Below are 17,450 nucleotides of genomic sequence, written 5' to 3'. Positions count from 1 at the left end.
TTTAAGCTTTCAATCCTTTTGGCGTGGCGCGTTTTTCAATCCATTTCAAAATCAAATCAAACCCGATCGCCAATAAGGCAACCGGCAATGCACCTGCAAGCACCAGCGAATTATTATACGATTGCAGCCCTCGGTAGATGATATCGCCAAGGCCTCCAGCACCTACAAAAGTCGCGAGCGTCGCGATGCCGACTGTCAAAACCGTCGCGGTGCGAATGCCTGCCATGATGAACGGCAGCGCCAACGGCAATTCAATTTGACGCAGAATCTGCGTTCTCGTCATGCCCATTCCACGCCCTGCTTCAATCGTGGACCCATCGACTCCGACAATGCCGGCGTAAGTATTGCGCAAAATCGGCAATAACGCGTAGATGATCAGTGCAATTAAAGCAGTCGGAGAACCGATGCCAAGAACCGGCACTAAAAACCCAAATAAAGCTAGACTTGGTATCGTCTGGAAGATAGCGGTAATTCCGATGATCGGTTCGGCAAAGCGCCGGTAGCGGGCAATCATAATACCCGTAGGCAAAGCGATTGCGATGCCGATGGCTACAGCGACAAAGGATAAATAGATATGTTCAATAAAGGCATCTTGAATCATGTCCTGGCGGCTTACCAGTGTATCGAAAAATGCATTCATGCAGTCGCCTCCTTTTCAACATGGAGGGCAGCTCTCAATAATTCACGCTCTCCGGCAAAGCCGACTAGTGTTCCTTCATCGACTACAGCAAGGCGCGGTTTGCCGCTTTGCTCCAATAGCTGGTACGCGTCGCTGACAGACAATTTGGCATCTGCCCGCTCCGCTTCCCCTGCCCAGTCCCCATCGAAGAGAAACGCGAATTCCTTCAGACGCCTGTCTCCAAATGAACGTTTTTGGTTGATGCGTTCAGTGCCGATAAAGTTCCGCACAAATTCATTGGCGGGCTCATCGATTAATTGCTGCGGCGTCCCGACCTGTTCAACTTGCCCATCTTTCATCACGACAATCGTATCGGCGATTTTCAAGGCCTCATCCATATCATGGGTGACGAAAATGATCGTTTTATGGATTTCTTGCTGTAAATGGCGCAGCTCGTCCTGCAATTGTTCACGGCTGCTCGGGTCGAGCGCCGAAAACGGCTCATCCATCAGCACGATGTTCGGATCACCCGCAAGTGCCCGAACAACGCCGACACGCTGCTGCTGGCCGCCGCTCAATTCCAATGGATAGCGATCCATGAAGACAGCGGGGTCCAACCCGACTAATTGCAGCAGTTCTTTCGAGCGTGCGTCGGTTTTATCAGCGGGCCAATTCAACAGCTTCGGAACTAACGAGACATTGTCGGCGATGGTCATATGCGGAAATAAGCCAATGCGCTGAATGACATAGCCGATCGACCGCCTTAACTTCACCTCGTCCATGCCGGTGATCGGCTCATCGTCTATGTATATGGCGCCCGCCGTCGGATTTTCCAGCTTGTTTACCATTTTCATTAAGGTTGTTTTCCCGCAACCACTGGGGCCAATAATGGCGGTCAGCTGGCGGGCGGGCAAATCAACCGTAACGTCTTTCAACGCTTCCGTACCGTCCGGATACCGTTTCGTGACTTTGTCAAAGCGGATCATTCGCTTCGCCCCCTTTCATTTGGTCGTTTTTCTATACCCTTATACACAGGGCTTTACTCCCGTTCCGGCTGCCCAAATTTCAAGTGTACCGGATTCGCGATTTGTTCATAGCCGATTTCCTGGTAAATCTTATTGGAAGTGCCATTTGCCAAGTCTGTATAAAGCATAGCAAAATCATACTCATTCAGCAGCTCTTCCGTAATTTCGGCCACAAGCGTCCGTGCATAGCCTTTTTTTCGCAACTCTTTGGGCGTAAAGACGAATGAAACGGTGATGCCGTGCTTGGATGGCCGCGCTTTTTTCATGCAGGATACCGCACGCCCTCCATCTTCCCAAAGAAATACCTCTTTACGTGAAATGAAGTCGGCGATTTTTTCTTCCGCCTCCTCTTGCGACGGATTGCCGATGCCGGTATCTTCACCGAATAATTGATACCAATCGACAAGCAACGGAGCATCAAGCCGGTTCGCCACTCGCCAGGTGCCAGGGATTTTCGGCAATTTCTTCTGCACTGCGTCGATCCGGTACAATCCTTGGTCCATTGCGATTTCTACAGGGCCTCCCCACGCTTCCGCAAATCTTTCAGCGCTCTCTTTGTCCCCGATGACCCCGGAAACACCAATTTCCGCATTGCGGAATTCATTCGCCGCCAACGCTTCCACATTCGCACCTTCACGACAGACAATCCATTGCAACGGGTGGGGAGGCGTCATCAAAGCCAATGCTGCAATTCCTTGCGCGTCTTCCGCGAGTCCTAAAAAAAAGGTTTCATAACGTCTCTGTTCAATCTGGCCAAGCACACCGAGAAACAAACTGTATAGGTCTTCCCTTTTTTCAAGCAGCGGCCGTGCTTTTTCCATATATTCGCTAATCTCCTGGTACCATTTCCACTCCATATCTCCACACTCGTTTCCATTAAATTCATTTCTTTATTACTTATTAGCTATTTTTGGCTCATTCCCTCTTTTCGCTTTAGAGAAAACGAAAACGCGGACCTCATTCGGCCCGCGCTTCATCATTCCAATTCCATTTGTTTCGTCTCAGTCCCAAGGAAGGCGACCGCCGATGCGCCGATCAAAATCGAAACACAGAAAATCGCAAAAATGACGTTGATGCCGAAGCCCGCCGTCAGCATCGAACCGACAAGAATCGGACCGAGAATACCGCCGATCCGGCCGAATGACGCCGCCATCCCTGTGCCCGTCGCACGGATAACTGTCGGATACTGCTCAGGCGAATATGCGTAGAGCGCTCCCCAAGCGCCGAGGTTGAAGAACGATAGGAATGCACCCGATACCAATAGCGCAGTGACGGTGTCTGCGTTCCCGAAAGCCAATGCAGAAGCAGCTGTCCCGATCAAATAAGTCACCAGCACGAACTTCCGGCCCACACGTTCGATCAGCCAGGCAGCGGAAAAATAACCCGGCAATTGCGCGAGCGTCATGATCAATACATACTGGAAACTTTGGATAAGCGGAAACCCTTTCATCACCATGACACTCGGCAGCCACAGAAACATCCCATAATACGAAAAGACTACCGTAAACCAGACGATCCACAGCATCATTGTTGGACGCCGATAGGTTTTTGACCAAACCTCACGAATATTGGTGGAAACGGAGCGCAGTACATCCTTTTTGGCAGTAAATTGTGGCGAATCCGGCAAATTGAGGCGCAAGTACAAAGCGTAAAATGCAGGCAATGCCGTCAGCAACAGCGCGACCCGCCAGCCATACGCCGGAATAATGAAGTAAGAAATGATGGCAGCCAACAACCAGCCGGCAGCCCAGAAACTCTCCAACAGGACTACCACTCGCCCACGGTCTTTTGCCGGGACGCTTTCCGATACCAAAGTCGAGGCGACCGGCAATTCTCCCCCAAGCCCCATGCCGACAAAGAAACGCAGAATCAAGAAAGCGGCAAGCGTTGTGGTGAATGCCGAGATGCCGCTAGCTAGTGAGAACAGCAATAAGGTAATGATGAAGATTTTCTTGCGCCCAATACGGTCGGCATAAATTCCGAACACGAATGCACCGACCGCCATGCCGATGGAATTGACGCCGCCGATCCAGCCCATTTGCTGGGAAGTAAGCCCCCAATCTTCATGAAGTGCCGCAATAATGAATGCCAGGATCCCGACATCCATTGCGTCGAATAGCCAGCCGAGCCCCGCCACACCCAATAATTTTCGTTGTGATATAGATTTTGTGTTTTTTTCTGTAACAGTTGTCATATACTTTCCCCTTGTCTTGACACTTGTATGTTATTCTTTACACCCTAACTATACCGTTACAGACTTGAAGTGACAAGGGATGACTGAGAGCTTTGCGATCAGCTCCCCGAATTATTCGAAGAAGCGATTGCCGCGCTCACCCCCAGCATCATCGCTGCCTGCTGCGCCTGCATAAGCATTTCCACGGAAGCCGAAAATACCGCCGCTTCACTTTCCCGCAGCTCCACCGATTCTGTCATGGTCAATTGGACCGCTGACGGCAAGACCCACTGCCCATACCAGCGGAATAATTTCGATGCCTCCAGTGCACGGGCCGTCTCCACTACAGCAGCCAGCGCCGCTCCGTCCGCATTCGCGATAGCTAAAAAACCGAGCAAGGGATAATGCTCCCCGCGCACTTTGATGCGCTCTGCTTTCAAGAAATCACGGATCGCCACGACACGCCCCGCCACTTCCGCTTGAAACGCCGGCGAGTCAAAGGTCATCACTTGGCTCAGCCATTGCAGATGATTGCCGGCTGAAAACCCTTGAGTCCGCAGTTCTTTATAATAGCGGTTCATCGTTTCCGCGCGTTCCCGGACGTCCCCTTCCCGATTCGAAAGCAAAGCGACATATGGAATGTCTTCACTGGATGTGAGGAATGGATGATAGGTTTTCATCGCATTGTACAATTCCCTCGACCGTTCCGCTTGTTCGGGAGATTCCATCATCAAGCTCGCGAGATATGTATAGGCACTCTTCCAGAACTTGCTGTCGTTCAGTGCCTGTTGATTGATATTGAGCTTGGCCAGCCCTTCTTCCGCCGGCTCATCCCCGAGCACCAGATATGCCGTCACAATGTGATGGAGATGTGCGCGCAGCGGCGATGTGAACCCTTCTTTCTTTTTAATGAGTTGAGAAACTTCGCGATGTGCATCCTCATCGAATTCATGCCCGCGGCTCAAATAAATCATTGTCACAGCAAGCGACACTTGCTTGTCTGCCGCCCAACCAAGTGCTTTTGAGACTCGACCATAAGTTTCTTCGATTTTTTTGGCTTCCATTGAAAACGCCTCCTTGACCATTCATACGGTCAAGGAGGCGCGAAGTTTCAAGTTACGCAAGAAGGACGAGGCTGAGAGCCATGACCGCCATTCCGGCAACCAATCCATAAATCGATAAATGGGCTTCGTCATAACGCTTCGCTGCCGGCAATAATTCATCCAACGAGATGAACACCATGATCCCTGCAACGCCCGCGAAGATGATGCCAAACAAAGTATCACTGAGGAAAGGCATCAAGAATAGCCAAGCGGCAATCGCGCCAACCGGTTCAGATACCCCCGAGAGAAAACTGTATTGGAACGCTTTCTTGCGGCTGCCCGTCGCGTAATAGATCGGTACCGACACCGCAATGCCTTCAGGTATGTTGTGGATTGCCACGGCAATTGCAATGGCGATGCCGAGGGCAGGGTCTTGGATCGCTGACATGAATGTCGCGATGCCTTCAGGGAAATTGTGGATGGCAATGGCCAGCGCCGTGAAAATCCCCATCTTGCGGAGACGCGCGTATTCATCATTGGTCGGGCCATCGTCCATATCTTCTACAGTGCGCACTTCATGGGGATTCCCCATCTGTGGCAGTATTCGGTCAAGTACCGCCATGAACACCATGCCGCCGAAAAAGCCGGCGAGCGTTAGCCAGTAACCTGCCGTCTCTCCTTGAGCAGCCGTCAGCGAATCTTTCGCTTTGAAGAAAATCTCGATCATGGAGACATAAATCATGACCCCGGCCGAGAACCCGAGCGACACTGACAAAAACTTTGTATTGGTGCGCGAAGCAAAAAATGCGATCAGACTGCCGATCCCGGTTGCCAGCCCCGCAAACAGCGTCAAGCCAAGCGCGAATAAAACCGTACTGTCCATAAAGCCAACTTCCTTCCAGTAGTAATGAATAAGGCTATTCTACTCCAGAAGTTTCCTTTGTGCAACTTTTTTTAACAAAGAAAGATTTCCCATTATTCATGCACTTCATTGCGCAGCAATCGCCCAAGTTTTTCCCAATCCGCATTTTTATGTTCGCGGACTGCCGGGTTATAGAACACACTTGCCGGATGGAAGGTCGGAAAAATATGATAGCTCTCCTGCGTCTCTAGAAATGCGCCACTATCTTCATCCCAATACAGGATTGGCGTTTCCATCAGCGTTCCATGCAATTGCATGATCTTCGCTTCACGCCCAACGAGCCGCTGCAGTCCGATATTTCCGAGCGTCACAATCAACGGAGGCTTCACCGCCCGAATTTCTTCATCAAGGATTGGGGCGTGGGCGATGATTTCTTTTTTATTCGGGGCCCGGTTGTACTTGCGCTTCACCACTTCACCGCTCCGGGTGCGTTTTTCACCCCATTTATACGGGCGGCTTCTGACAGCGCTGGTGATATAGACGTCTTCCCGCTCAAGGCCGATTCCTTCCAATGAAGCCATCAATTCTTTTCCGGCACGCCCCGTAAACGGAATGCCCGTCTCCACTTCATTCTCGCCTGGCGCTTCTCCGACCAGCATCAACGCCGGCGATTGCGGGCCGCTGCCCCAAACAAAGCCTTCCACAGCAAAATCCGCAATGCGCTTTTTCCCCAATTCAGCCAGTTCTTCTGAAATTCTATACATACTCATCACCTTTTCCTTTAAATAAGTAAAAAAAATAATTTTCTCTTGATTACCGCCTTTTGTAATCGTTTTCACGTAATAAAACCTAACATAAATAGAAAATAACACTTGCATTGTCAGAAAACATTGATTAATATGTTAACAAACCTAACACGATATACATGTTAGAAAACCTAACACGAGGAGGAAGAAGCATGAAAAAGATTGAGACTATCATTCGCCCTTCTGTTTTCGCCGATGTCCGGCAAGCATTAGCTCTCGAAGGAATCGATGGGCTGACCGTAACTGAGATCGCCGGAATCGGCAAACAGGAAGGGCGCGTCGGCTTGTTCCGCGGGAATGCCTACCGAATGGAGTTTTCTCCTAAGCTGAAACTGGAAATGGTCGTCTCAGACGAAAAAGTCGAAGACATCATCCAAGCTTTGCTTGACTATGCGTCGACAGGCGAAGTCGGAGATGGGAAAATTTTCATCCTGCCTGTAGAAGAAGCCATCCGAATCAGAACAAAAGAACGCGGCACTGTCGCGATTGGATAAGGGGAGATCATTATGGAAGCTGTACAAAGCTCAGTTGATATGCTGTGGGTCATGCTCGGCGCCATGCTTGTGTTTTTTATGCACGCCGGGTTCGCCATGGTTGAAACAGGATTCACTCGCTCTAAAAATACCCTTAATATTTTGATGAAAAACATGATCACCATTTCACTTGGCTCCATTCTTTATTTCATTGTCGGCTATGCATTGATGTTCGGGCCGTCATCGTTCGGCTTGATCGGCACAGAAGGATTCGCTTTATCAGGTGTCACGGATATCGGGTTCTTCGTCTTCCAAGCAGTTTTCGCCGCCACCTGTGCCACGATCATCTCGGGCGCCGTCGCGGAACGCATGCACTTGACCGCTTATATCCTGCTGACCGTTGCCATGACAGCCATCATCTATCCGATTGTCGGCCACTGGGTATGGGGAGGCGGCTGGTTGTCTGAAATCGGCTTTATCGACTTCGCCGGCTCCACTGTCGTCCACTTGACGGGTGCTGTCGCTGCCTTTATCGCGGCTTGGAAAATCGGGCCGCGCCTCGGGAAGTATTCCGGCAAAACCGTCAACACGATTCCTGGCCACAGCTTGCCGCTCGGAGCACTCGGCGTATTCATTCTGTGGCTTGGCTGGTTCGGCTTTAACGGCGGCAGCACGCTCGCGGCAGACCCTGCGCTCGTCCCGCCCGTCATTGCCAACACTTTGCTCGCAGCATCCGCTGGTGTTTTGGCTACGGCGCTTTACACCCGCTTCCGCTACGGCCGCATTGACGGCACATTGACGATGAACGGTGCACTTGCAGGGCTTGTCGGCATCACTGCCGGCGCAGCCAATGTCTCGTTCCTCGGCGCGATCTTGATCGGTTTGATCGCCGGCATCATCATGACGGAAGCCGTCCATCTATTGGATACGAAAATTCGCGTGGACGATCCAGTGGGGGCTGTATCGGTTCACGGAATCGCAGGGATTTGGGGAACTCTTGCGATTGGATTCTTCGATGTTAACGGTGGATTGCTTTACGGGGGAGGAGCTGAAATTCTCGGCATCCAGGCAGTCGGCGTACTGGCCGTCATCGCTTGGGCCTCCTTGTCTACCGGCGCCGCCCTTCTATTGATCAGCATCGTGACGCCGCTGCGCGTGACAGCCGAAGAGGAAGAAACCGGCTTGGACTTCGCAGAACATGGATCGCAAGCCTATTCGATGCAAGACGTGCTGCGCGGTTCGTCCGGCAGAGCGGATAATTTCGCAGACCGCCTGAACCAGCTTGGCGATGAACGGCCAGCTTCAGGCAAAGTATAAAATAAAGAGAGAGAAACTCGGGGGTCCTCAATAGAAAAAACGAACGGAGAAAAACTCTCCGTTCGTTTTTTATTGCCCAATTTAACGCTTATCCATATCTTCCAGCTCGACAGTGCGCATATCCTTGCGCTTACGGAATTGCCGCTCCCTCATTTCATACCATATGGCCACCAGGACAAATAAGGTATAGCCGAGAAACAACCCTGCCAATACATCCGACAGGTAATGCGTACCGCTTGCCACTTGCGATAAGGCCGTGAGCACCGCAAGCAGTACAGCGGCAAGCCAAATCAATAGGCGCATCGATTTGGCACCGGCTCTTTCGCTTAGGAAATAGGCTAGCGTGAATAAATACAACAAGCCGACCATTGCATGATCGGACGGAAAGCTATAGGACGCCACCTCTTCTGGAAATTCCGGCGTCGGCCGGCCGAACCATTGCTGCAGCAATCGATTCAACGCGTTCCCTGCACCGACAGCCAATAAAACGAAAAACATGCCCCGGTAATTATGCCGGAACACCCACAGAAAGACCAACAGCAGGAAGCTGACAGCAAAAATCATCCATTGCTCCCCGATAAACGACATGGCCTCCAGCCATCCCATCCCGCCGAACAGCGAAGCCGCCCGTTCGTCCAGTTCCCGGATCGGTTCTTGCTGATAATAATACAGTATTCCGAAAAACCCGAGCAGTGTCGCCATCGCTAATGGATAAAAGATTCGCTTCATACTTGCACCTTCTTCCCTGCCGCATCCATCAGGCATTTTGGAAAATCCCGCAACCAATAAAAAACCCGTATGGAGTACACTTCCACACGGACTCTGGATTTCCTTGTTTTCACATTCAATAACTTCTGCTATCAGGAATTGAAATACACGCAAATCCGGCAATCATTCATTTGCTGGATTGGGATATCCATATCGTAGATTTCCTTCAACGCATCCGATTGGATGATTTCTTCCGTCGGCCCGTCTTTGACGACGCGGCCGTTTTTCAGCGCGACAATACGATCGGAATAGACCGAAGCAAAATTGATATCGTGAAGGACGATGATGACCGTTTTACCGAGCTCATCGACTAAGCGGCGCAAAATCTTCATGATCTGCACAGAATGCTTCATATCCAAATTATTAAGCGGTTCGTCAAGCAGCACGTAATCCGTGTCTTGCGCGATAACCATTGCGATAAACGCACGCTGCCGCTGCCCGCCCGACAGTTCATCCAAATACGAATCTTCCATATCTCCAAGATCCATGTACTCGATGGCCTGGTCGACCATCTGTTCATCTTCTGTGTTCAAGCGGCCTTTCGAATACGGAAAACGGCCGAAGGATACCAATTCGCGGATCGTCAAGCGCACATTCATGAAATTCGATTGCTTCAAAATGGAAACACGTTTCGAGAATTCATTGGACTTCATCTGCTTCGTGTTGGTCTTATCGATCAACACTTCCCCAGTATCTGCATCCAAAAGCCGGCTGACCATCGACAAGAGCGTCGATTTCCCCGCTCCGTTCGGCCCGATAAAGGAAGTGATCTGCCCTCGCCGAATATCGACCGATACATTTTCCACGACTTGTTTCTTTCCATATAACTTCGTCAGTTCACGGACTTGGATCATTTAGACCGACTCTCCTTTAATAGCAAATAGATAAAATAGACGCCGCCAATGAAATTGATGATGACGCTGAGCGTCGTATTGAACGTGAAGACATGTTCGACGACCCATTGCCCGCCGACCAGCGCCACGATACTGATGATGCTCGCACCGGCGATGACAATCGAATGTTTGTAGGATTTGAAAAATTGATAGGACAGATTGGCGACGATCAAGCCGAAGAATGTAATCGGCCCGACCAAAGCTGTGGCGATGGCAATTAACACAGCAGAAAGCACAAGCATTTTCTTGACGAGCGCGTCGTAGCCGACACCGAGATTCACCGCCGTATCACGCCCCAAAGATAGCACGTCGAGCGATGCATTATGGCGCCAAGCCAAACCGATCAAGACGACAATGAAAAACAGCGAGATCCACACCAAATCGGCATTCACATTATTGAAACTTGCGAACATCCGGTCCTGGACGATCTGGAACTCATTCGGGTCGATCAGCACCTGCAGGAATGTCGAGACGCTGCCGAAAAACGTGCCGAGAATGATGCCGATCAATAGGAGGAAGTAAATCGGTTGGTTATCTTTCTTAAACAACAGTTTATAGAACAATAAAGCGAAGATGACCATGACAGCAATCGACAGCAAAAAATTCACTTGCTGGTTGATGATCGTGATATGCCCTGAGCCCAAGAAGAAAATCAACACTGTCTGAAGGAGCATATAGAGCGAATCCAGGCCCATGATGCTAGGGGTCAAAATGCGGTTATGGGTGATGGTCTGGAACACCACCGTCGCATAAGCGATCGCCACACCCGTCAACACCATCGCGAAGACTTTCACGCCTCTTCTCGGCAGCGCATAATCAAAGCTGCCATTCAAATTATCAAATAAATACAAACCGCATGCCGCTGCGGCAAGTCCAATTAAAATCCACAGTTTATGTACATCACGCATACGCCTTCCTCCTAAACAACATGATCAGGAAGATAAAGCTTCCGATGACCCCCACCATCAGGCTGATCGTAATCTCATACGGATAAATCAAGACACGTCCGAGAATGTCACAGACCAAGAGGAAGATAGCGCCGAGCATCGCGGTATGCGGCAAGGTTTTCTGAAGATGGTCCCCTTTGAAGATGGAGACGATATTCGGGATGATCAAGCCAAGGAACGGGATCATGCCGACCGTCAAGACGACCGTTGCGGTAATGAGCGCGACCAGCGTCAAGCCAATGTTGACGACGCTGCGGTATTTCAGTCCCAAGTTTTTCGAGAAATCCTCACCCATGCCTGCGACCGTAAAGCGGTTGGCGTACATATAGGCGATGACGAAGACCGGCACGCTTATGTAAAGAAGTTCGTAGCTGCCTTTCATGACCATCGAAAAATCGCCCTGCAGCCAAGCCGACATGTTCTGGATGACATCTGCCCGGTAGGCGAAAAATGTCGTGATCGACGACAGGATATTGCCGAACATCAAGCCGATGAGCGGAATGAAGATGGCATCCTTGAATTTGATGCGGTTAAGGATTTGCATGAACAGAAAAGTGCCGGCGAGCGCGAACAAGAACGCCACTGCCATTTTCTCGATCATTGAGGCGTTCGCAAATAGCAGCATCGAAACGAGGATCCCGAGGCGCGTTGCATCGAGCGTCCCGGCAGTGGTCGGCGAGACGAATTTATTGCGGCTCAATTGCTGCATAATAAGCCCCGCCATGCTCATGCCAGCCCCCGCAAGCAAAATCGCGACTAAGCGCGGAAAGCGGCTGACGAGGAAAATCTGTGTTTCTTCTGATTGAAAATCAAGGAGATCCAGCGGGCTGATGCTGCTGACTCCGACAAACAGGGAGATGAACGACAGAAGGATCAATATGGGTATTAGAATACGTTTTTTCATGTAATGCCGCTCCCTATCTAGTGCTATTGCCAATTGAGAATGATAATGATTATCAATGACTAACTGTTTTTTAGTATAGCAGTATAAAAAATAGCGTCAAGGGTTAATTGAGAACTATTGTCATTAAGAATACAGAGGCTTTGAAATGTTCCCTGGTTTTTCAAACTTGGGGACCGGCTTTTTGCATCACTTATGGAGTCGCTGCCCTGCTTTGGGTTGGCCTTTCACAATGAGCCAAGAAGAACGCTTGTCTCATTGTTTCGGCTCACCCTTGACGCAGGTCGGCTGCGAGATTTCATTGGTTGAAGTTTGTTTAGCTAGATCTACTTCTTTAAGCAGTTCCCGGCTAGTGGGGGAATCGCTTCTTGGGTTGGGGGGGGGGGGGGGGGGGGAGGGTGTCGAAGGATTTGGCGTCGCTTTTGGAGTCGCCGGCTTGCTTTGGGTTGGCCTCTTGCCTCAAGCCAGGAAGAACGCCTGTCTTGAGGCTTCGGCTCACCCTTGACGCAGATCGGCTGAGAGATTTCATTGATTGAAGTGTGTTTAGCCGGATCTGCTTCTTTAGGCGTTTCCGGCTAGTTGGGGAATCGCTTCTTGGGTTGGAGTTAGAGTGTGCCAAGGAAGCGGCCGTAGCTTGTGTAGTCACCGATTTGCACAAGATCGTTTCGATATAAAAAAGCAGAGGGAAATTCCCTCTGCTTGCTGTTTTCGATATTAAAATTCGATTTCTTGCGCTTGTTCGAATACTTCTGGTGGAATTTCGATCGGCTCGATGGCATTGTAATCGCTATAGTCCACTTGCATCTGCGATTCGATTGCCATCATTTCATCGCGCACGTCGACGTCAAGTTCCATATCGACTTCCATGCGGTCCGCTAGATAAGTTTCCTTGTCCAGCGTGATAACGTAATTCACGGCGTGCACTTTTAGGTCTTCCGGAGATAGAGGGGCTTCGATTTCCATTTGGCCCAAGGTTTTCTCCAATTGTTCGTCCGTCAGTTCCTGGAACTCTTCTCCTGAGGCATCAAGTGTCAGAATGTAGGCTTCATCCGTTTCCTCTAGCACGAAATCCTCTTCGAAATCACCGAGTTCGTCCAATTGGCGCGCAGGGTCAGCCGATTGCTGTCCGGCAATCGATTGCATATTTTCGTGCATTTCTTCTGGCATCTTCAGCCACATATCGACGGACGTCTCATGCATGTATAAGCCCTCTTCTGTCATATACATTTCCGTCAGCATCGGATTGCTGTTGTCGATGTCTTCCGATACAATGCTGGTCTCCCCTGTTTGATGAAATGCCAAAGGCTCATAAGTCATTTCTATTTCAGAATCCACCGTCATGTCGATTTCCATGCCATCCGGCTGCATTTTCATCTGTTGTTCGGTGTTCGACTGCGCACGCAAGCTTTCTACTTGCTGCGAAACCTCCACTGCTTCTGCGTAAACTTCCGAAGCGCTCATCGTTTCTTCCGGCGCTTCTTGCGCAGGATTCTCGCTTTCTTCTTCAGTCGTCGGTGCTTGCGCATCGCTGCATGCGCCAAGGCCGATGACAGCAGCGCCTGTTCCTAGGACTGCCACCCATTTTCTCATGGCGTTCACTCTCCTTATAAAGACTTGTCGTCCATTATACAGCATTCTGCCCTCACTCACAGTTTACCCACTTTAGAGCCGGTTAATTGCCGCTCCTATAGAATACGGATCTCCCACACAAAAAAAGCCGGAGAAACTCTCCGGCTTTTCATATTTTCACCTATTTGCATCTAGCTAAATTATTTACCTACGACGAATTGTTCGTATCGGTCATAATCCGCACGGCTCAGTTCCACCGTAATCAATGTGCCTTCTTCGCCATATTCAGTTTCTTTGATGCTCGCATGGTCGTTCAAATACGCGACGACGTCCCCGCGTCCGAACGGAATTTCCATCCGGCACATGACGTGGTTCGCAAAGAGCCGGTCGCGGATGCTTTCGAGCAGTTCATCGAGTCCCGCTTCTTCTTTGGCTGATATCCAGACCGCATCAGCGCTCTTTCTTGGATATACGACGCCGGCAAGGTCTGATTTATTATAGACATATAAAGTCGGGACGTTCTCCACGCCCACATCTTGCAAGGTCGCGTCGGTTACTTCCATCATATAATCATGCTCATCGTTCGAGACATCAACAACATGGAGCAACAGATCCGCATTGCGCGCTTCTTCAAGCGTCGAGCGGAATGCTTTGACCAGGTGGTGCGGCAAGCGGCTGACAAATCCGACAGTATCGGACAGCAAAAAGGTCTTATTGTCTTCCAGCCGGATTTGGCGAATGGAAGTATCCAAAGTCGCGAACAGCATGTCTTTCTCAAATACCTGCTTGTCGGCATCTTGCCCCGTCTTCGAGAGCAAACTGTTCATGATCGTTGACTTGCCGGCATTGGTATACCCAACCAGTGAGACGACCGGCATGCCTTTTTTCAACCGCTGCTTGCGCTGTGTCGTGCGCTGTTCTTTTACTTGATCGAGTTCGCGTCTAAGCTTGGTAATCTGGTCTTCGATTTTCCGGCGGTCAAGCTCCAGCTTGGTTTCCCCGGCACCGCGGTTGGCAAGCCCGCCGCTGCTGGCACCGCCTTGGCGGCCGAGCGACGCGCGTAAGCCGACCAGGCGCGGCAGCATGTATTGCAATTGCGCCAATTCCACTTGCACTTGCGCTTCGCGTGTACGGGCGCGTCTTGAGAAAATGTCCAGGATGAGCATCGTCCGGTCGATCACTTTGCATTCCAGCTCTTCTTCAAGATTGCGGATTTGGGACGGCGACAGCTCATCATTGAAAATAATCAGGTTGGCATCCGCTTCTTCGTATAACATTTTCGCTTCATCGACTTTTCCTGTGCCGATATAGTGCGCGGGATTCACGCGATCCAAGTTCTGGTGCAGTTCGCCCACCACTTCGACACCCAGCGCTTCCGCCAGATTCCGCAATTCTTCCATGCTGTATTCGAAATGGGTATCTTTTTGCAATTGGACCCCCACAATAATCGCTTTTTCAATTAACTGTTCCATCTATAGTTGCCTCCTTCGGCAGAATCTTGATTCCGCCCGGTCCCTTATGTCTTCGTCAATTTTAAGTTTCCCTCTATCCTACCACAGTACCACGCACGCCCCTATCCGAAACGCGGCACCAAGTAGCTTCCTTGCTCAAAAATGATTTCCTGTCCAACTGATTCGAAACGCACTTCACGCAGCCGTTCTTTTCCCTTGCCCGCCTCAAACACGAGATGGCAATTTTCCAAGTCCGCTGCTCCTCCGAGCAAGCTGTTCCATTGCGCTTCCCTTTGCGCTGGATCTTCCACTGAGAAAACGAGTGCCTCTAAGCGCAGGCCTTCATTGAGCTCTGTGATGGCGCCTTTTTGTTTCAAGCTGGCAAAACGCGCCTCGTCCGACTCTTCCCACTCAATAAAGAATGGCAGCGGCAAAGCTGAAGAAATCGGCTGATCGATAAAGAGCAAGCGCCAGCGGATGGTTTCACCTGTTTCAGTCAACCGTTCGGCGTGCATCGGGCCGATCACCTTGTATCCACGCCCTTCGATTTGTTTCGATAATTGGTCGAGATTATCAGAACGCAGGCAGATTGTGCCGAAGCCTCTCCCGTCATGGCGCAGCTGTTGGATAAGCGGATGTTCGGAAGCTTCGGCGCGCATTTTGTCTTCGACCGTGAGCCACTCGATATAATAATCCGGCCCGTACATGAGGGCATTTTGAGTTCCCCAGTTTTTATGGCTGCCTCCAGTAACTGTGTGGAAACCTTTTGTGTTCCAAAACTGGCTGCTGGCTTCCGGGCTGGTGTGGGTAAAATGGACGATATGATCTAATTTCATTTGCAAGCACTCCTTTTCTTCGCCTATTGACCGCTTTCTTCTATTAAATATAATACCCTCTAGCGTTGCCATTTTGCTGTGTATATGGTCACTTTTTCCCTGTCAATTCTGATTTTTCCGCGAAATGGGTGGTTTTCAGGCATCATTTTCGATACGCTAGGGTATAGGAAAAGATAATTACCATATTTCAAAGGAGGTCATCATGGATAAAAAATTATTGAAAAACCCCGTGTTTATCATATCGACAGCCGTGATCCTGCTGTTGGTACTTGCTGGGGCATTTATGCCGATTCGTTTCGGTGAAATTGCCGGCACCTTATTTAACTTCACCACTCTTAACTTCGGTTGGTTCTACTTGCTAGCTGTCTTCATCATCACCCTTTTCCTAATCATCATCGCCATTAGCAAATATGGCAGCATCCGGCTCGGAGCCGACTCCGACCGCCCGGAATTCCCGTTCTTCACTTGGATCGGCATGCTGTTCTCAGCCGGCTTCGGTGCCGGGCTCGTCTTCTGGGGCGTAGCGGAACCGATGAGCCATTTCTTTACGACACCGTTCGGTACGGAAGGACAGACGGAAGAAGCAGCGCGCATTGCGATGGGCTATTCTTTCTTCCACTGGGGCGTCAGCCAATGGTCCGTCTTTGCCATCGTCGGTTTGGTTATCGGCTTCTTGCAGTTCAGACGCAAAAAGCCCGGCTTGGTCTCGACCGCACTCGAACCGGTCTTAGGTTCAAAACCAGTGGTCAAGCATACGATTGACTCGCTCGCGGTCATTGCAACTGTCATGGGAATCGCGACTTCACTCGGTCTTGGAGTCTTGCAGATGAACGGTGGTTTGAACGCCGTATTCGGCATCGACAATGCATTTCCGATCCAGTTGGCGATCATCGGCGTCATGTTCGCTGCCTATACCCTATCTTCTTCTACAGGCCTTCATAAAGGAATTGCCTACTTAAGTAATTTGAACTTAGGCTTGGCACTCGTCCTGATGGTCTTTGTCTTCTTTGCGGGACCGACTGTCTTTATCATGGACACATTTACGCTCGCAATCGGCGATTATATCACCAATTTTGTTCAGTACAGCCTGCGCATGGAACCCTATACCGGTGGAGAATGGGTACTTGGATGGACCATCTTCTACTGGGCTTGGGCCACTGCCTGGTCTCCATTTGTCGGAGCGTTCGTTGCACGGGTTTCACGCGGGCGTACCATCCGCGAATTCGTCTTCGGCGTACTGGTCATCCCGCCAGCTATCGCTTGTGTATGGATCGCCGTTTTCGGCGGTACAGCTTTATGGTATGACTTGAACGAACAAGCGGGCATCGCGGAAGCGGTCAATGTAGATTTGACTTCTGCCTTGTTCCAAACCTTTGACGTTCTTCCGCTGTCGACCATCATGTCCATATTGGCGATTTTGCTGATCTTCACATTCCTGGTGACATCAGCTGACTCCGCTACATACATCCTTGCAACCATGACTAGCTTCGGCAGCCTGAATCCCCCGACTTTATTCAAAATCATCTGGGGCGTTTTAATGTCAGCCATCGCAGCCGTTCTGCTTTACGCGGGTGGGCTAGACGCTTTGCAGACCGCTTCACTCATATCGGCCTTACCGTTTACGGTGCTCCTGCTGCTGATGCTTTGGTCATTCACCAAAATCATCCGCGGGGAGTCGCCGCCAATCCGAAAATCCGAATTGCGCCGCTTCAGACGCTTGGAACGCGAAGCGCGCAAACAACAGAATAAATAAGCGCAGCATCAACA

Annotated in this window: 17 protein-coding genes; 3 read left to right on the top strand and 14 right to left on the bottom strand. The window is 50.4% G+C overall.

Features of this window, described 5'->3' with window-relative positions; genetic code table 11:
- Position 1 precedes the first annotated feature (1 nt).
- From G3255_RS02515 to G3255_RS02485, 7 genes are all read right to left on the bottom strand, one after another.
- Positions 2-640, bottom strand: a complete 639-nt coding sequence (locus tag G3255_RS02515; protein WP_211653152.1) for an ABC transporter permease — start codon at positions 638-640, stop codon at positions 2-4.
- Positions 637-1,605 (bottom strand): ABC transporter ATP-binding protein, encoded by a 969-nt coding sequence (locus tag G3255_RS02510; RefSeq protein ID WP_211653151.1) that lies wholly within the window; start codon positions 1,603-1,605, stop codon positions 637-639. The genes G3255_RS02515 and G3255_RS02510 overlap by 4 nt, the downstream gene beginning before the upstream one ends.
- 53 nt (positions 1,606-1,658) lie before the next feature.
- The gene (locus G3255_RS02505; protein ID WP_211653150.1) at positions 1,659-2,501 is read right to left on the bottom strand and encodes a GNAT family N-acetyltransferase; all 843 of its coding nucleotides are present in this window, start codon (positions 2,499-2,501) and stop codon (positions 1,659-1,661) included.
- 119 nt (positions 2,502-2,620) lie between these two features.
- Positions 2,621-3,838: an MFS transporter gene (locus tag G3255_RS02500; protein WP_211653149.1), complete on the bottom strand. Its 1,218-nt coding sequence runs from the start codon at positions 3,836-3,838 to the stop codon at positions 2,621-2,623.
- 98 nt (positions 3,839-3,936) lie between these two features.
- Positions 3,937-4,881 carry a DUF4003 family protein gene (locus tag G3255_RS02495; protein ID WP_211653148.1) on the bottom strand — a complete coding sequence of 315 codons (945 nt, stop codon included), beginning with the start codon at positions 4,879-4,881 and terminating at the stop codon, positions 3,937-3,939.
- Between the two features lie 52 nt (positions 4,882-4,933).
- The gene (zupT, locus tag G3255_RS02490; RefSeq protein ID WP_112233001.1) at positions 4,934-5,743 is read right to left on the bottom strand and encodes a zinc transporter ZupT; all 810 of its coding nucleotides are present in this window, start codon (positions 5,741-5,743) and stop codon (positions 4,934-4,936) included.
- Between the two features lie 92 nt (positions 5,744-5,835).
- Positions 5,836-6,486 (bottom strand): uracil-DNA glycosylase, encoded by a 651-nt coding sequence (locus tag G3255_RS02485; protein ID WP_211653147.1) that lies wholly within the window; start codon positions 6,484-6,486, stop codon positions 5,836-5,838.
- A 194-nt stretch (positions 6,487-6,680) separates the two neighbouring features.
- On the opposite strand from G3255_RS02485, the gene G3255_RS02480 reads away from it, so the two are divergent.
- Together G3255_RS02480 and G3255_RS02475 are read left to right on the top strand one after the other, a co-directional pair.
- Positions 6,681-7,022, top strand: coding sequence for a P-II family nitrogen regulator (locus tag G3255_RS02480; RefSeq protein ID WP_101189453.1), 342 nt, complete (start codon positions 6,681-6,683; stop codon positions 7,020-7,022).
- A 12-nt stretch (positions 7,023-7,034) separates the two neighbouring features.
- Positions 7,035-8,318: an ammonium transporter gene (locus G3255_RS02475; protein ID WP_211653146.1), complete on the top strand. Its 1,284-nt coding sequence runs from the start codon at positions 7,035-7,037 to the stop codon at positions 8,316-8,318.
- Between the two features lie 81 nt (positions 8,319-8,399).
- Here the strand turns inward: G3255_RS02475 and G3255_RS02470 are convergent, their stop codons facing one another.
- The 7 genes from G3255_RS02470 to G3255_RS02440 all read right to left on the bottom strand — a co-directional run bounded on the left by G3255_RS02470 (position 8,400) and on the right by G3255_RS02440 (position 15,683).
- Positions 8,400-9,047: a phosphatase PAP2 family protein gene (locus G3255_RS02470; protein WP_211653145.1), complete on the bottom strand. Its 648-nt coding sequence runs from the start codon at positions 9,045-9,047 to the stop codon at positions 8,400-8,402.
- A 131-nt stretch (positions 9,048-9,178) separates the two neighbouring features.
- Positions 9,179-9,940, bottom strand: a complete 762-nt coding sequence (locus G3255_RS02465; RefSeq protein ID WP_211653144.1) for an iron ABC transporter ATP-binding protein — start codon at positions 9,938-9,940, stop codon at positions 9,179-9,181.
- Positions 9,937-10,887: an iron chelate uptake ABC transporter family permease subunit gene (locus G3255_RS02460; RefSeq protein ID WP_211653143.1), complete on the bottom strand. Its 951-nt coding sequence runs from the start codon at positions 10,885-10,887 to the stop codon at positions 9,937-9,939. The genes G3255_RS02465 and G3255_RS02460 overlap by 4 nt, the downstream gene beginning before the upstream one ends.
- Complete coding sequence (locus G3255_RS02455) at positions 10,880-11,830, bottom strand: ABC transporter permease (protein ID WP_211653142.1); 951 nt, start codon at positions 11,828-11,830, stop codon at positions 10,880-10,882. Before G3255_RS02455 ends, G3255_RS02460 begins: the two co-directional genes overlap by 8 nt.
- 711 nt (positions 11,831-12,541) lie before the next feature.
- Positions 12,542-13,417 (bottom strand): DUF6612 family protein, encoded by an 876-nt coding sequence (locus G3255_RS02450; RefSeq protein WP_211653141.1) that lies wholly within the window; start codon positions 13,415-13,417, stop codon positions 12,542-12,544.
- A gap of 179 nt (positions 13,418-13,596) precedes the next feature.
- Positions 13,597-14,868: a GTPase HflX gene (gene hflX, locus G3255_RS02445; protein WP_211653140.1), complete on the bottom strand. Its 1,272-nt coding sequence runs from the start codon at positions 14,866-14,868 to the stop codon at positions 13,597-13,599.
- Between the two features lie 101 nt (positions 14,869-14,969).
- Entirely contained in the window at positions 14,970-15,683 is a 714-nt protein-coding gene (locus G3255_RS02440) for a VOC family protein (protein ID WP_211653139.1), read from the bottom strand.
- Positions 15,684-15,885: 202 nt separating this feature from the next.
- Here G3255_RS02440 and G3255_RS02435 point away from each other — a divergent pair, with 202 nt between their 5' ends.
- Positions 15,886-17,436 carry a BCCT family transporter gene (locus tag G3255_RS02435; RefSeq protein WP_211653138.1) on the top strand — a complete coding sequence of 517 codons (1,551 nt, stop codon included), beginning with the start codon at positions 15,886-15,888 and terminating at the stop codon, positions 17,434-17,436.
- Positions 17,437-17,450: the final 14 nt, after the last annotated feature.

This window comes from Planococcus sp. MSAK28401 (genome assembly GCF_018283455.1).
GTDB classification, from domain to species: domain Bacteria; phylum Bacillota; class Bacilli; order Bacillales_A; family Planococcaceae; genus Planococcus; species Planococcus alpniumensis.
Note: the sequence above shows the minus strand (reverse complement) of the source record. Positions and strands in the feature narration are given on the sequence as shown.

What these genes read in the sequence shown, in the direction of transcription:
- G3255_RS02440 (WP_211653139.1), bottom strand. Translation starts at nt 15,683, where the DNA reads ATGAAATTAGATCATATCGTCCATTTTACCCACACCAGCCCGGAAGCC.
- G3255_RS02435 (WP_211653138.1), top strand. Translation starts at nt 15,886, where the DNA reads ATGGATAAAAAATTATTGAAAAACCCCGTGTTTATCATATCGACAGCC.
- G3255_RS02495 (WP_211653148.1), bottom strand. Translation starts at nt 4,881, where the DNA reads ATGGAAGCCAAAAAAATCGAAGAAACTTATGGTCGAGTCTCAAAAGCA.
- G3255_RS02480 (WP_101189453.1), top strand. Translation starts at nt 6,681, where the DNA reads ATGAAAAAGATTGAGACTATCATTCGCCCTTCTGTTTTCGCCGATGTC.
- G3255_RS02510 (WP_211653151.1), bottom strand. Translation starts at nt 1,605, where the DNA reads ATGATCCGCTTTGACAAAGTCACGAAACGGTATCCGGACGGTACGGAA.
- G3255_RS02485 (WP_211653147.1), bottom strand. Translation starts at nt 6,486, where the DNA reads ATGTATAGAATTTCAGAAGAACTGGCTGAATTGGGGAAAAAGCGCATT.
- G3255_RS02505 (WP_211653150.1), bottom strand. Translation starts at nt 2,501, where the DNA reads ATGGAGTGGAAATGGTACCAGGAGATTAGCGAATATATGGAAAAAGCA.
- G3255_RS02475 (WP_211653146.1), top strand. Translation starts at nt 7,035, where the DNA reads ATGGAAGCTGTACAAAGCTCAGTTGATATGCTGTGGGTCATGCTCGGC.
- zupT (WP_112233001.1), bottom strand. Translation starts at nt 5,743, where the DNA reads ATGGACAGTACGGTTTTATTCGCGCTTGGCTTGACGCTGTTTGCGGGG.
- G3255_RS02460 (WP_211653143.1), bottom strand. Translation starts at nt 10,887, where the DNA reads ATGCGTGATGTACATAAACTGTGGATTTTAATTGGACTTGCCGCAGCG.
- G3255_RS02450 (WP_211653141.1), bottom strand. Translation starts at nt 13,417, where the DNA reads ATGAGAAAATGGGTGGCAGTCCTAGGAACAGGCGCTGCTGTCATCGGC.
- G3255_RS02465 (WP_211653144.1), bottom strand. Translation starts at nt 9,940, where the DNA reads ATGATCCAAGTCCGTGAACTGACGAAGTTATATGGAAAGAAACAAGTC.
- G3255_RS02455 (WP_211653142.1), bottom strand. Translation starts at nt 11,830, where the DNA reads ATGAAAAAACGTATTCTAATACCCATATTGATCCTTCTGTCGTTCATC.
- hflX (WP_211653140.1), bottom strand. Translation starts at nt 14,868, where the DNA reads ATGGAACAGTTAATTGAAAAAGCGATTATTGTGGGGGTCCAATTGCAA.
- G3255_RS02470 (WP_211653145.1), bottom strand. Translation starts at nt 9,047, where the DNA reads ATGAAGCGAATCTTTTATCCATTAGCGATGGCGACACTGCTCGGGTTT.
- G3255_RS02500 (WP_211653149.1), bottom strand. Translation starts at nt 3,838, where the DNA reads ATGACAACTGTTACAGAAAAAAACACAAAATCTATATCACAACGAAAA.
- G3255_RS02515 (WP_211653152.1), bottom strand. Translation starts at nt 640, where the DNA reads ATGAATGCATTTTTCGATACACTGGTAAGCCGCCAGGACATGATTCAA.